Origin of the sequence: Citrobacter sedlakii NBRC 105722, from assembly GCF_000759835.1 — a bacterium.
Classification (GTDB): Bacteria; Pseudomonadota; Gammaproteobacteria; order Enterobacterales; family Enterobacteriaceae; genus Citrobacter_A; species Citrobacter_A sedlakii.
Genome location: NZ_BBNB01000001.1, coordinates 843,518 through 858,090, shown reverse-complemented (window position 1 = coordinate 858,090; position 14,573 = coordinate 843,518). Strand labels below are relative to the sequence as shown.

Genomic DNA, 14,573 nt, shown 5'->3' with positions numbered 1-14,573 from the left:
CCACGAATCGTTTTCCCTTGAGGGATGTTGTTAGCCCGCTATACTGGGCAAATAACGACGCCACTTTCGGGCACATTGCCCGTTTCCCGTATTTTTACAGGCAAAATCAAACTCATGCGACTTGATAAATTTATCGCTCAGCAACTCGGCGTCAGCCGCGCTATTGCCGGGCGTGAGATCCGCGCTAACCGTATTACCGTGGATGGTGAGATTGTCCGCAACGCTGCGTTCAAACTGCTGCCGGAGCACAATGTTGAATATGACGGCAACACGCTGGTCCAGCAGCACGGACCCCGTTACTTCATGCTCAATAAACCGCAGGGCTATGTTTGCTCGACAGACGATCCGGATCATCCGACCGTGCTCTACTTCCTCGATGAGCCGGTTGCGTACAAGTTACATGCCGCAGGACGGCTGGACATAGACACTACCGGTCTGGTGCTGATGACCGACGATGGTCAATGGTCGCACCGCATCACTTCTCCTCGCCATCATTGCGAAAAAACGTACCTTGTCACCCTTGAATCGCCGGTGGCCGACGACACCGCGGATCAATTCGCCAAAGGCGTGCAGTTGCATAACGAGAAAGATCTGACGAAACCGGCAACGCTTGAGATTATTACGCCGACCCAGGTACGTCTGACCATCAGCGAAGGGCGTTATCATCAGGTGAAACGCATGTTCGCCGCGGTCGGTAATCATGTGGTGGCGCTGCACCGTGAGCGGATCGGCGCTATCGCCCTTGATGCTGACCTTGCGCCAGGCGAGTATCGCCCCTTGACTGAAGAAGAAATTGCCAGCGTGGGTTAAGCCCCCGCATTGATATATTCAGGAGCTAATTTGTGACCACCCGGCAGCGTTCGTCCCTTGCCATCGTCTTTATTCTCGGCCTGCTGGCCATGCTGATGCCGCTGTCGATTGACATGTATCTTCCGGCGCTTCCGGTGATCTCGGAACAGTTTGGCGTGCCTGCGGGCAGCGCGCAGATGACGCTGAGCACCTATATCCTTGGTTTTGCGCTGGGTCAGTTGCTGTATGGGCCTATGGCGGACAGTCTGGGGCGCAAGCCGGTGATCCTGGGCGGGACGCTGGTGTTCGCGGCAGCGGCGGTGGCCTGTGCGCTGGCGCAAACCATCGATCAGCTCATCGTGATGCGTTTCTTTCACGGTCTGGCGGCAGCCGCGGCCAGCGTGGTGATCAACGCGCTGATGCGCGATATGTATCCAAAAGATGAATTCTCCCGCATGATGTCCTTTGTGATGCTGGTGACCACTATCGCCCCGTTAATGGCGCCGATTATCGGCGGTTGGGTGCTGGTGTGGTTGAGCTGGCATTCTATTTTCTGGATCCTCGCGGTGGCGGCGGTGCTGGCATCGGTAATGATCGCGGTGTTGATCAAAGAGACGCTACCGGTTGAAAAGCGCCAGCCGTTTCATATTCGCACCACGATTGGCAACTTTGCGTCGCTGTTTCGGCATAAGCGTGTGCTGAGCTATATGCTGGCGAGCGGCTTTAGCTTTGCCGGCATGTTCTCCTTCCTGAGCGCCGGGCCTTTCGTTTATATCGAGATTAACCACGTCTCCCCGCAGCACTTTGGCTACTACTTCGCTCTGAATATCGTCTTTTTGTTTATCATGACGATCATTAACAGCCGCTTCGTGCGACGTATCGGCGCGCTGAATATGTTCCGAACGGGATTGTGGATCCAACTGGCAATGGCGGTATGGATGGTGGTTAGCGCGCTGGCAGGGGTCGGGTTCTGGTCGCTGGTGCTGGGCGTGGCGGTCTTTGTCGGCTGCGTATCGATGATCTCTTCCAATGCTATGGCGGTTATTCTTGACGAGTTTCCTCACATGGCGGGAACCGCGTCGTCGCTGGCGGGGACCTTCCGTTTTGGCATTGGCGCGGTGGTAGGCGCATTGCTCTCTCTGGCCACGTTTAACTCGGCGTGGCCGATGATTTGGTCGATCGCGTTTTGTGCGACCTGTTCAATTTTGTTTTACCTCTATGCAAGCCGTCCGAAAAAACGGTGATCGCAGACACAACATGGAAGCCTGCTGGCTTCCTTTGTTGATGTACATCAACGACAAATCCATCATTTCCCCGATATATGTTTATTTTATGTAAAATCAATTTATGTAAAAAGTCACATCATTGTAGTTAAAAAGGTTGAGTTAGATCGCAGAAACGGGTACATATAGCCCGCGAATGTGTCCCGACACAAAAATTTATTTCACAAAAGCCAAACAGGCCGGGCGGGACAAGGATCGCAACATTGTGCATCTGTTTAAGGACGGATTGTCAATGATGTGTTAATATGGATGTAAATAAATTGTGAAGTAATTGTACTTCCGGGGAAAGAAAGTGACATCATTACAGCTCTCAATCGTACATCGCTTGCCACAGAACTATCGTTGGTCTGCGGGTTTTGCAGGTTCGAAAGTTGAACCGATTCCGCAAAATGGCCAGGCCGTCGAGAATAGCCTGGTGGCGCTCAAACTGCTGAGCCCGGACGGCGACAGCGCATGGCCGGTCATGCATAAACTGAGTCAGGCGCTCAGCGATATCGAAGTGCCATGTTCGGTACTGGAATGTGAAGGCGAGCCGTGTCTGTTCGTGAATCGCCAGGATGAGTTTGCCGCAACCTGCCGCCTGAAAAACTTCGGCGTGGCGATTGCCGAACCGTTCTCTAACAACAATCCGTTTTGAGCGTCAGCTTAGCGCGAGAAGCTGACGCGTATACGCCTGCTGCGGCGCGCTAAAGACGTGCTCGCATTGCCCCTGCTCCACAACCTCTCCCTGTCTCAGCACAATTACCTGATGGCATAACGCGCGAACGACGTGCAGATCGTGGCTGATAAAAATATAGGCCAGGCGATGTTTTGCCTGTAGCGATTTCAGTAGCGCGAGAATTTGCGCCTGTACGGTGCGGTCAAGAGACGAGGTCGGCTCATCAAGAATGATTAGCGATGGTTTCAGTATCAGCGCGCGGGCTATCGCAATACGCTGACGCTGACCGCCGGAAAATTCTGCCGGATAACGGTGACGCGTCTCCGCGTCCAGCCCCACCTCGGCCATTACCGTCATCACCTGTTGCTCACGCTGGTCGGCAGACAGGGCAGGCTGGTGGACGCGCAATCCTTCTTCAATGATTTGCAGCACGTTGAGACGGGGATTCAGCGAGGAGTTCGGATCCTGAAACACTACCTGAATGCGATGCCGCACCGGCAACAGCTCGCGACGCTTTAGAAACTGCAACTGCTGACCGTCAAACTCAATGCTGCCCTGCGAAGAAATCAGGCGCAGCAGCGCAAGGCCGGTGGTGCTTTTGCCTGAACCTGACTCGCCCACCAGTCCCAGCGTTTCGCCCGGGCGCAGGCTAAAGCTGACGCCTTTTACCACATTATTGCGGGCTACCACGCGTTTGAGGACCCCTTTGCGGATCGGAAACGAAACCCGCAGATCGTCCACTTTCAGCAACGGAGACCGTTCAGCGGGCAACGGGACGGGATCCCCCACCGGTTCACTGTTGAGCAAGGTTTGTGTGTAAGGATGCACTGGCGCGTTAAGCAGGATGTCCGCGCGGTTCTGCTCAACGCAGCGACCGTTTTGCATCACCGCCACGCTGTCGGCGAGTTTTTTCACAATGCTCAGGTTATGGGTGATAAACAACATCCCCATATTCAGTTCGTGCTGCAGTTCGCGCAGCAGTTGCAGGATCTGCGCCTGGACCGAAACATCCAGCGCGGTGGTCGGCTCGTCGGCAATCAGCAGCTCCGGTCGCGTCAGCAGCGCCATCGCGATCATCACGCGCTGGCGTTCGCCGCCGGAAAGTTGATGCGGGTAATCACCCAGCCGCTTTGCCGCCTGGCGAATGCCGACGCGGTCGAGACAGCTTAAGATCTCGGCGCGGGCAGCTTCCCGGCGCATACCGCGGTGCAGTGACAGCACTTCATAAAGCTGTTTTTCCAGATTATGCAACGGGTTCAGCGAAACCATCGGCTCCTGAAAAATCATCGCGATCCGGTTGCCGCGCACGCCGCGCAGCGTCTTTTCGTTGGCGTGAAGCAGAGACTCGCCGTGAAAGCGGATGTCGCCGGAAAGATAAACCGTCGGGGGGGAGGGTAACAGGCGAAGAATGGACAGCGCCGTCACGCTCTTGCCGGACCCGGATTCGCCCACCAGCGCCAGCGTTTCACCGGCGTTCACCGTCAGCGAAACGTCGTTCACCACGGTGCGAACGTTCTCCTCGCGGCGAAAGCCAATGGTCAGATTGTCAATCGACAGTAACGGTTGCGTCATTTTATGTCGCCTTATTCGGATCGAAGGCATCACGGACGGCCTCACCGATGAAGATCAGCAGCGAGAGTAAAATCGCCACTGACAGGAAGGCGGTGATCCCAAGCCAGGGCGCCTGGAGATTATTTTTGCCCTGCAAAAGCAGCTCGCCCAACGAAGGCGATCCCAGCGGTAAACCGAAGCCGAGAAAGTCCAGCGAGGTCAGGGTGGTGATGGAACTGCACAAAATGAACGGCAAAAATGTTAGCGTGGCCACCATCGCGTTGGGCAGCATGTGGCGGAAAATAATACTGCGGTCGCTGACGCCTAGCGCCTGGGCAGCGCGAATGTAGTCGAAATTACGGGTACGTAAAAACTCTGCGCGCACCACGCCCACCAGGCTCATCCAGCCAAACAGCACCGTAATCGCTAACAGCCACCAGAAGTTAGGCTGTACGACGCTTGAAAGCAGTATGATCAGAAACAGCGTCGGCATCCCCGACCAGACTTCGATAAACCGCTGTCCCCACAGGTCGACTTTTCCGCCGTAATAGCCCTGTAGCGCACCGGCCAACACACCCATAACGCTTGAGCACAAGGTCAGCATCAGGCCAAACAGAATAGAGATACGGGTGCCGTAGAGGATCCGCGCCAGCACGTCTCCGCCATTAGCGTCTGTACCCAACCAGTTTTGCGCCGACGGTGGCGAAGGGAAGGGGGTGTCGGTGGCGAAGTTAATGCTGTTTGCGCCAAAGCGAACGGGCGCCCAGAGGATCCACCCGCGATGTTCCAGTTGTTGCCTCAGCCATGGGTCTTGGTAGTCCGCTTTTGTCGCCAGCGGCCCGCCGAAATCACTCTCGCTGTAGTTTTTGACCAGCGGGAAGTACCAGCTTCCGTCATAGCGCACCAATAGCGGCTTATCATTCGCCACCAGTTCAGCGCACAGGCTCAGCGCAAACAGGACAAGAAAGATCCATAACGACCAGTAGCCGCGGCGGTTGTGACGAAAACGCGCCCAGCGGGCCTGATTCACGGGGCTTAAACGCGCCATTAGCGTCCCTCAAAATCAATACGCGGATCGACCAGCGTATAGCTGACATCGCTAAGGATATTCAGCAGCAGGCCAATCAGGGTGAAGATGTACAGCGTGCCGAACATCACCGGATAGTCGCGGGACACCGTGGCCTCGTAACCTAAGAGTCCCAGACCATTCAGTGAAAACATCACTTCAATCAGCAGCGAGCCGGTAAAAAACATGCTGATGAAGGTGGCGGGAAAGCCGGCAATCACCAGCAGCATGGCATTACGGAAAACATGCTTCCAGAGAATGTTTTTTTCGCTCACCCCTTTTGCCCTGGCGGTGACCACGTACTGTTTGCGGACTTCATCAAGAAATGAATTTTTTGTCAGCATGGTAAGCGCGGCAAAGCCGCCAATCACCGTGGCCAGTACCGGCAGGGTAATGTGCCACAGATAGTCGGTTATCTTCTGATACCAGGGCAGGGTGTCGAAATTCACTGAGACCAGCCCACGCAGTGGAAACAGATCGTAGTAGCTGCCGCCGGCAAAGAACACGATCAGCAAAATGGCGAAAAGAAACGCCGGAATGGCGTAGCCGATGATAATGAACGCGCTACTCCAGACGTCAAAGCGGCTGCCGTTATGTACCGCTTTGCGGATCCCCAGCGGAATGGAGACCAGATATATGATCAGCGTGCTCCACAACCCAAGCGTCACCGAAACCGGCAAACTGTCTTTAATGAGTGTCAGAACGGAAGCGCTGCGAAACAGGCTGTCGCCAAAATCGAAGCGGAGATAGTTCCAGAGCATGGTGAAATAGCGTTCATGCAGGGGTTTATCAAAGCCGTAGCGTTGGGTGATTTCAGCGATAACTTCCGGGTCGAGCCCGCGGCCGCCCCGGTAGTGACTGTCGCTGATATTGCCGATGCCGGTTTGCGCATGGCTGGCCCGAACGCCCTCGCTCCCCGCGCCAGGGAGCGCCCCAGCCTGGCCAAACTCAATGGCGGCAATCGCCTGGTCGACCGGACCGCCTGGGGCGATCTGCACGATAAAAAAGTTAATGGTGATAATGGCCCACAGCGTCGGGATAACCAGCAGCAGCCGGCGAATCAGATAGGCGCCCATTTACTCTCCCTGTTGTCTGGAGGCGGGCAGTTTTGCCGCGCGATTCACGTCATACCACCAGGTATCCAGGCCCAGAGTATATATGGGGCGGATGGCGGGACGGGAGAACTTATCCCACCAGGCCAGTCTGTCTTCCGCCATATACCACATTGGCAGCATGTAGTAATTCCATGTCAGCACCCGGTCCAGCGCGCGACCAAGTGGAATAAGTTTTTCTTTGTTTCCCTGCGCGGCGATGATTTGCGCGATCAGGCGATCAATTACCGGACTCTTTACGCCGGGCGCATTATAACTGGAGTCAATGTATTCAGAGGCCCATGAGATTTGCAGATCGGAACTTGGCCACGGCATCGCCCGCCACAGTCGCGGCATCATATCGTAGTCGCGGCTACGCATACGGTTGGTGATTTGGGAATTATCGACCTGGCGAATATTCATCGTGATGCCCAGGCGCTGAAGATTATGCTGGAACGGTAAAACCCACTGACTGTTGCTGCCTGCGGAGATGAGCAGTTCAAAGATGAGCGGTTTCCCGGTCGCGTTGTTGATCCGCTGCTGGCCTTTCAATACCCAGCCCGCCTCTTTCAGGAGCGCGTCCGCTTTCAGCAAATTCTCTCGATCGTAGCCGTCGCCTTTGGAAACGGGGGGCTGATAGATCTGGCTAAAGATCTCCGGTGGCAGATCCTTTTTCATTGGCGCGAGCAGCACCAGTTCGTCCGCGTCGGGATACGCCCTGGCCGCATACTCGGTATTCTGGAAATAGCTGTTTGCCCGGCTCCAGGCGTTATAAAACAGCGCTTTGTTCATCCATTCAAAATCAAAGGCCAGCGTGATGGCTTCGCGGACGCGGTGGTCGCTGAACACCGGACGCTGGATATTAAACGCCAGCCAGCGCGTGTCCTGCGCTGATTCATTCTTCTGCTCGTCTTTGACGATGTACTGTTTATCAAAGTTTTTTCCCACGTAACGCGTCGCCCAGTTTTTGGCGTCGCCTTCCAGACGCAGGTCAAATGCCCCGGCTTTAAACGCTTCGAAAGCCACATTGTCGTCGAGATAATAGTCGTAGCGGATAGTGTCAAAATTCCAGCGCCCGCGGTTCACCGGCAGGTTAGCCGCCCAGTACTCTTTCACCCGCGTATAAACAATGTATTGACCCATTTTCCACTGGCTGATGCGGTAAGGTCCGCTGCTTAACGGCGGCGTCGATAATGGATCGCTGAGCTTATGATCTTTCCAGTAAGACGCCGGCATCACCGGCAGCGAGAACAGGCTGAGCATATCTTCTTTACCTGGCTTCGCTAACACCATCCGCACGGTCAGCGGCGCAATGGCTTTTACGGTCGTGCCTTTGTAAACCAGGCGGAACTGAGGAACGCCTTCGGTCATAAACTTGTGGAAGGTAAAGGCGACGTCTTTTGCCGTAATGGGGGTGCCGTCGTGAAAGCGGGCGCGCGGGTTAATCGTCACTTCCACCCAGGAATAGTCGTCGGCATAGCGAGCGCTCTCGGCAATTAATGGGTAGTAGCTGCCTGGCTCATCGTCCGACGTGGTGAACAGCGTGTCGTAAAGCTGCTCGGTACGCGCGCCGGGGTTGCCGCGCAGGGCATAACGATTGAAGTTGTCAAAGGTGCCAATGGCGGAAAGGGTGATCTGTCCCCCTTTCGGCGCGGCCGGATTAACGTAATCAAAATGATCGAAATTAAAGGCGTATCGTGGCTCGCCCAGAACGGAAAAAGCATAGCTCTCTTTAATTGTCTGGGCCTGGATGTTAAAGGCCAATGACAGAACAATCAGCAGCAATACGCGAACGATCATTTGCAACGGGATTCCTTATCGTGACTGCCTGTCAGCGCAGGCAAGGGAATAATAGGGCAGGCTGTGCGTATTGTGAATCCGAGTTTGCGTATTACCTCTTCAGCGTAGGGGGCTCTGACACCCAGCGCACAAAATCGTCGAGCGGCAGCGGTCGGCTGATCCAGTAGCCCTGTAGGAAGCGAACGCCTCTGTCACGCAGCCATTTCGCCTGCTCGGGCGTTTCCACGCCTTCGGCCACAGTCATCATATTAAGGCGTTTCGCAAGGGTGAGCACGGCGTCAAGCACCGGTGAAGTGACCGTTTCCATACCGATCGCGTGAATAAAGCCGCGATCGATCTTCAGATAATCCAGGGTGTAACGCTCCAGATAAATAAGCGCGCTGTGTCCGGTACCAAAGTCGTCGATTGCGATTTCAAAGCCTGCGTTGTGCAGCCATTCAAACAATTGCGCGGCTTCGTGCTGCTGGAGCATGTCGCGTTCGGTAATTTCAAGCACCAGCTGAAAATGATTTGGCGGCATCGCGGCAGCCAGCTGGCGCACATCGTCTTTAAAACTACTGCTGTGCAGATGGTCTGGCGCGATATTGATGCCAAATTTCGCCCCCACGGGCAAAACGGCTTGTAAGGCAGGCGCGTCGCGTGCGATCAGCCTGAACAGATGCTGCGTCAGCGGCACGATCATCTGCTGCGCTTCAGCGTAATTGATAAACGCATCGGGGGGGATCTCCCCGGCGGTTGGATGCTTCCAACGGAGCAGTACTTCGAGGCCGGTCACGCGCAGGGTTTGCGTATCGACCACCGGTTGATACACCACGTAGAACTGATCGCGTTTAATGCCGATCAGGATCTCCCTGCCGGGGCGCAGGCGCAGAGACAGAATGTAATAACAGAGCAAACCGGCGATGCTGCCGCCCATGCCGCCAAGCAGCAGGGCATACCACAATTCCGGCCAGGTCCAGTTGGTTGCGTACAGACGAATCGTCATCGGCACACCGTCAATTTTGGCTTCACGTATCGGGTTATCGCCCAGCTCGTTTAGGGTCAGCAAATGGTCGGAAAAGGTGGAAAGCGCGTTGTTGCCGACGATAATCGCCACACCGTCAAATTCCTCCTGTCTTGCGGTATAGAGCAGGTAAGGGGTGAGATTGATATTCAGTGAGGTGAATACGCCGCTGTTAACCAACAAAGGATTACGATACCAGATCGCCATGGCCGGTTTATTGGGCATCATGGGCGTACCCGGCAGGAGCGCCATATCAATGTCTTTGCTGATATCAATTGCGGGCACCAGTTCGTTCAGCAGCGTATCCATCGCGCCGGTCGCCGAGGAGCAAAAGGCTTTTTTTTCCTTCACCAGAAGAAATGCACGTACGTTCAGACTAAACGCGGCGCGGGAGGTCAGCTCTGAACCCACCTGCTCACAGGTGTTCAGGGTGAACGGTTGAAGGACATCAGACGTGGTTTTCAGGTCAGCAAAATAGCTGTCAAGATAATGCTGAATGTCGGAAATTAAGGTGTCGTATTTAACTTCTCGTTTATGCCACGCCATCAGAAATTGCAGGCTGCTGATAAACAGGGCAACGATGACCCCGGTAACCAGACAGGTCAAGATGATTTTTCGACCAGACGTTAAGACGCGAGTGAACATGATACCGGGTTTGACCTTACGGTTGCCGCTGATGGCGAAAATGACGTAATTACAAGACTATAGCCTGGATTGCTTCGGCGAGACATATTTTTCCCCAATACGGGCGGGGGACAGGGCAAAAAAAAGCACCGCCGAAGCGGTGCCTGCAATGTATTCCGGAGTCTCGTCAGGATAGCCAAGGGATAGCAACCTCACGATTAACTGCGGGTAAGAACCCGACGCGCTTCGTTGTAGCGCTTTTTCCAGTACGGCTCGTTCATGCTGGAGATGATGACGCCGCTGCTGGTGGATGCATGGACAAACTGGTTATTACCAATGTAGATCCCCACATGACGACCTGTTGATCCTGCGCGAAACAGAACCAGATCGCCGGTACGCAGATTGCTGCGTGACACCGATTTACCGGTTTCCTGCTGTTCGTAGGTGGAGCGTGGAAGCTCTAAACCAAACTGTTCCCGGAATGTACGCTGTACAAAACTGGAACAATCAATGCCTTTCTTGGAGGTGCCGCCGAGACGATAACGCACGCCTTTCCAGTCGGCATACTGATCCATAATCCGCGATTTTACATCGAGGTTACGCACCATACTCTCAAATTCATCCTGAGAAGCTTGCAGTGAAGAAGTCTCCTGACTCACACCAAGCGTCTCAGAATGCACATTCTTTGCGGTGTTGGATGGCGTACTACATGCCGAAAGCAGTACCGCTACTGCTACCGCGGGGATCCCGCGCAAGATATATCTCAAGAACGGTTGAGATTTGACCATTTTGTGTGTTTTCCCTTGAAGTCCTTAACGATAAATATCGTTATAAAAAATGCCAAACGTGACGAGACTAATTACCAGCGCACAATGAGACAATTCTTTAAGCACAAAAGTGTGGCAGAACGCACAAATTTATTCGCGGCAAGAATAATTCCCTGGCGAGGCAAAACGAGTCCGAGGTTACCGTAATGCAACAGGCTTTGCGAGCGATTTTATCTGAATTTTTATAAGAAATTGTGATAGGGAAAGTGAATAAACGGGATTGGTTAAATTAAGTACAAAAAGAGGGCAATATACGCAACTTACTCATTCATAACAGGAATAGTGTGACAGGAAAATGACAATAATAAAGATAAATTTACCTTGCACATCAGCAGAGGGATAAGCAAACCCCCTGATGATGTTAATCACTTTAATTTATTTGTTTAAAACTTGTTTGTTTTGACCGGGAAGATAATGGTCGAAAAGTCCAATCAGCCGATCGCTTAATGGTGTCATCAGGCACCAGGGCAGCCCAATCAACACCACGGTCAATGATCCAACGACGATATCAGTCAGCCAGTGGGCGCCAATCATCACGCGCGGAAAAGCAAAAACCAGCGCAATAAGCAGGCCGATCGCGCCAGCGGTTTTGCCGAAATAGCGCAGCATAAAGGCGGCGAAAATAAGCAGCATCATGCCGTGATCGCCAGGAAAACTGTCGCGCGATGCATCTTTCGTCGGAATATGCAGCAGCTCGCTGACGCGATAAATGTGTTCAAAGCTGAGCGTTGGGCTGGCGCGTTTGACGGGCAGCAGCGCCTGGCCCAATTGATTGAGAACCACGGCGGTAAGCAGCATCACCAGACCTGTCATGACGATGCGACGGCGACCCGCAGGGGTTTCTTTGAGCCAAAAACTGAGCATCAGACAGCCCATCGCCAGCAGCGAACAACCGTCAAACGCGCGGTTATTGGTGAGCGCGGCCAGCCACAGAAATGCGCGGCTTTCTACCAGCTTATGATTAAAGAAGTGGAAAATGCTGGAATCGGCGGTGGACCAGATTCCGTGCTGAGCAGGAAGATACCAGCTCATGAATAAGGCCAGGCCTGCCGCGTTCAGCAGAAGTATCAGGGACAACCGGGTTTTCATAGTGACATCTTTTCGCTGTTTATTGGCGGCAGACAACCTTACGCGTGGTCAGCTAAACGAAGCTTCAACAATGCGGACTGCAGCGCATTCCAGTCGGCATCACGACTGGAAATCAGCTCAATGCGGCTATCCGGCGGGGCAACGTTTTGCGTTTCAATATGCAGATCGTCACCCTGGCGATTAATACGCACCAGCCCTTCCGGGATGCGCATCACCCCTTTCACCCGTCCAACCGGCGCCAGCCGCGCCCATTCCAGCAGGCCAATGGTGTCGAAAACGGTATCGGCATCGAAAATCCAGCCGCAGGCCTGGTGTCCCTGTCCACTGCTGAGGCTGCGTCGCCACCGCTGCTGGGCGGGCAGACTCAGCGCCGCGAGCCCTCTTTTTTCCGGATGGCTGTGCGAGTGCGCTTCGCTGGCGGGGAGCGCTTTCAGGTTAAGGCGGGGTAAATCCAGCAACTGAGCGTCAATTTGTCCGTGATCGGCGTGAACGAGCTGGCGATTGTCGCCATTTTGCCGCCACCAGGCGTTCAGCGCGCGCGTGCTCTCTGCGCTTGCACGATCGCTTTTATTCGCCACCACGATATCCGCTGCGGCCAACTGGTCGCGGAAATTCTCATTGGCAACGGTTTTTTCATCCAGTAGCAGGCGTGGGTCGAGAAGACATAAGGTGGCGCGTAAGTCGATCCACGGCTCGTATACCGGCGCGGTAAGCAGGTCGAGGATCTGTTTTGGATGACCCAGCCCCGTTGGTTCAATCAGCAGACGATCCGGCTTTCCCTGACGCAGCAGGGTATTCAGGCCAACCTGCATCGGTAAGCCGTTAACGCAACACATGCAGCCGCCGGGAATTTCTTTCAGCAATGCGCCGCTGTCGGCGAGTAGCGCGCCGTCGATACCGACCTCGCCGAACTCATTAACCAGCACCGCCCATTTTTCTGCGGGATCTTTGTGTGCTAACAGATGAAGGATGGAGGTGGTTTTTCCGCTTCCCAGAAAACCAGTGATGAGGTTAGTTTTGGTCACGCCTGCTCCAGAACGATATGCCGTAACGATTTGCATTAATCCTGGCGAAAAAAAGCGGAAAAGAGAAGGGCGGGGCGAACGAACGCGGCATTCGTTCGCCTTAATGGCAGAAATTGTTAAATTTTTAACGTACTGATGACCGCCTGATGCGCGCCGTGCCGGGCAAGATGCTGCCAGGCTGTTTCAATAGCCTGCACAAAAACAGGGTTTTTCGGCAGATCGCTACCAAAAACTTCCTGTAAAGTGAGCAGGTTTGCCACCTTCTCGTTTTCACCCACGTTGGCGACGAGCAGACGAATTTTGTCGCTCAGCGGATCGCGAACGTCAATTGGCGCGCCCGCGTCGTCAACGCCGCACACATAGCGCATCCAACCCGCGATGCCCAGCGCCAGCAGCGGCCATGCGCTGCCGCGTTCAAGGTGAATTCGAACCCCCGCCAGCATGCGTTGCGGCAGTTTTTGACTGCCGTCCATCGCGATTTGCCAGGTTTTGTGCTTCAGCGCCGGATTGGCGAAACGGGCGATCAGGCTTCCGGCATAGCGCTGCAGATCGACATCGGTAATGCTCAGCGTGGGCGCCTGTTCGCGCATCATCAGTTGATACGCGGCTTCACGGAAGGCCTCGTCCTGCATACATTCGCTGATATGCTGAAATCCGGACAGGTAACCCAGATACGCGAGGAATGAGTGGCTGCCGTTCAGCATTCGCAGCTTCATCTCTTCCCAGGGCCGGACATCGGTGACCAACTGAACGCCCGCGGTTTCCCATGCCGGGCGCCCGGCGACGAAGCGATCTTCAATGACCCACTGGATAAACGGCTCGCAGCTGATGCCGCACGGGTCGGCAACGCCCAGCGCCCGGGAGATTTCATCCAGCGTTTCGTCTGTGGCGGCGGGGACAATCCGGTCAACCATCGTCCCGGGAAAGCTGACATGCTCGCGGATCCACATTGCCAGCGCCGGATCGCGCTTTTCGGCCATTCCCAGCACCGCGTTTTTTACCACATGACCGTTGTCAGGAATGTTATCGCAGGACAGTACGGTAAAAGGGAGTAGCCCCCGCTCCCGACGGCGGGACAACGCTTCGACCAGAATGCCCGGCGCGGAATGCGGCTCACCCGGTGAGTCAATGTCGTGCCGGATACGGGGATGGGTCAGATCGAGCGTGCCGGTAGCGGGGTCAATGCAGTAGCCTTTCTCAGTGATAGTCAGCGAGACAATCGCCACCTGCGGCTCGCAAAATTTTTCAATAATCGCGGTCAGCGAGTCGAGCTTTGCGTTCAGACATTCATGGACAGCGCCGATAACGATCGCCTGGTTGCCGTTCGCGCCTTTCTCCAGCACGGTATATAAATGATCCTGAGCGCGGAGCTGACTCATCAGCCTGTCGCCGCTGAACAAGCTGATCTCACAAATGCCCCAGTCGCCGCCTTGCGCATTCAGTACCCGGTCGGTAAGTAGCGCCTGATGGGCGCGATGAAACGCGCCGAAACCGAAATGGACGATACGCGAGGCGAGTCGGCTGCGGTCATACTGCGGCGTCCGGACGCTATCGGGCAGGATGGCTGAGGCAATAGTAGTCATTTTTTATACACCTGATTAACGATAAATTAACAGGCTCAGTGTAAAGTTATATGACAACAAATTGAATTGGTAAGCCGAATTATTCCAGGGAATGTGAGCTGGATCAATCAATGATACGGCCCTGATTGATCGGGGATGAGAAGCCTGTATGGTAGTCGTCATTCAATGACCCTATTTTGGTATA

12 protein-coding genes are annotated in these 14,573 nt (G+C 54.6%); 3 read left to right on the top strand and 9 right to left on the bottom strand.

What is annotated here, in order from left to right:
- Positions 1 to 114 precede the first annotated feature (114 nt).
- The 3 genes from rsuA to CSE01S_RS04140 all read left to right on the top strand — a co-directional run bounded on the left by rsuA (position 115) and on the right by CSE01S_RS04140 (position 2,709).
- Complete coding sequence (rsuA, locus tag CSE01S_RS04150) at positions 115 to 810, top strand: 16S rRNA pseudouridine(516) synthase RsuA (protein ID WP_042284580.1); 696 nt, start codon at positions 115 to 117, stop codon at positions 808 to 810.
- Between the two features lie 32 nt (positions 811 to 842).
- Complete coding sequence (locus CSE01S_RS04145; RefSeq protein WP_042284577.1) at positions 843 to 2,033, top strand: Bcr/CflA family multidrug efflux MFS transporter; 1,191 nt, start codon at positions 843 to 845, stop codon at positions 2,031 to 2,033.
- A gap of 331 nt (positions 2,034 to 2,364) precedes the next feature.
- Positions 2,365 to 2,709 (top strand): YejG family protein, encoded by a 345-nt coding sequence (locus CSE01S_RS04140; protein WP_042284574.1) that lies wholly within the window; start codon positions 2,365 to 2,367, stop codon positions 2,707 to 2,709.
- 3 nt (positions 2,710 to 2,712) lie between these two features.
- On the opposite strand, the gene yejF is transcribed toward CSE01S_RS04140, so the two are convergent.
- The 9 genes from yejF to CSE01S_RS04095 all read right to left on the bottom strand — a co-directional run bounded on the left by yejF (position 2,713) and on the right by CSE01S_RS04095 (position 14,389).
- On the bottom strand, positions 2,713 to 4,302 hold the full coding sequence (gene yejF, locus CSE01S_RS04135; RefSeq protein ID WP_042284572.1) for a microcin C ABC transporter ATP-binding protein YejF: 1,590 nt from the start codon (positions 4,300 to 4,302) through the stop codon (positions 2,713 to 2,715).
- 1 nt (position 4,303) lies between these two features.
- Positions 4,304 to 5,329 carry an ABC transporter permease gene (locus CSE01S_RS04130; RefSeq protein ID WP_042284569.1) on the bottom strand — a complete coding sequence of 342 codons (1,026 nt, stop codon included), beginning with the start codon at positions 5,327 to 5,329 and terminating at the stop codon, positions 4,304 to 4,306.
- Positions 5,329 to 6,423, bottom strand: coding sequence for a microcin C ABC transporter permease YejB (locus tag CSE01S_RS04125; protein ID WP_042284566.1), 1,095 nt, complete (start codon positions 6,421 to 6,423; stop codon positions 5,329 to 5,331). The genes CSE01S_RS04130 and CSE01S_RS04125 overlap by 1 nt, the downstream gene beginning before the upstream one ends.
- A complete protein-coding gene (locus CSE01S_RS04120) occupies positions 6,424 to 8,238 on the bottom strand; it encodes an extracellular solute-binding protein (RefSeq protein ID WP_042284562.1) in 1,815 nt (604 codons plus the stop codon).
- Between the two features lie 91 nt (positions 8,239 to 8,329).
- Entirely contained in the window at positions 8,330 to 9,886 is a 1,557-nt protein-coding gene (locus CSE01S_RS04115; protein WP_042284559.1) for a cyclic di-GMP phosphodiesterase, read from the bottom strand.
- Positions 9,887 to 10,083: 197 nt separating this feature from the next.
- Positions 10,084 to 10,653 (bottom strand): bifunctional murein DD-endopeptidase/murein LD-carboxypeptidase, encoded by a 570-nt coding sequence (gene mepS / locus CSE01S_RS04110; RefSeq protein WP_042284555.1) that lies wholly within the window; start codon positions 10,651 to 10,653, stop codon positions 10,084 to 10,086.
- A gap of 414 nt (positions 10,654 to 11,067) precedes the next feature.
- Entirely contained in the window at positions 11,068 to 11,781 is a 714-nt protein-coding gene (locus tag CSE01S_RS04105) for a phosphatase PAP2 family protein (protein ID WP_042284552.1), read from the bottom strand.
- A gap of 38 nt (positions 11,782 to 11,819) precedes the next feature.
- Entirely contained in the window at positions 11,820 to 12,806 is a 987-nt protein-coding gene (locus CSE01S_RS04100; RefSeq protein WP_042284764.1) for a CobW family GTP-binding protein, read from the bottom strand.
- 116 nt (positions 12,807 to 12,922) lie between these two features.
- Positions 12,923 to 14,389 (bottom strand): mannitol dehydrogenase family protein, encoded by a 1,467-nt coding sequence (locus CSE01S_RS04095; RefSeq protein WP_042284548.1) that lies wholly within the window; start codon positions 14,387 to 14,389, stop codon positions 12,923 to 12,925.
- Between the last annotated feature and the right edge of the window lie 184 nt (positions 14,390 to 14,573).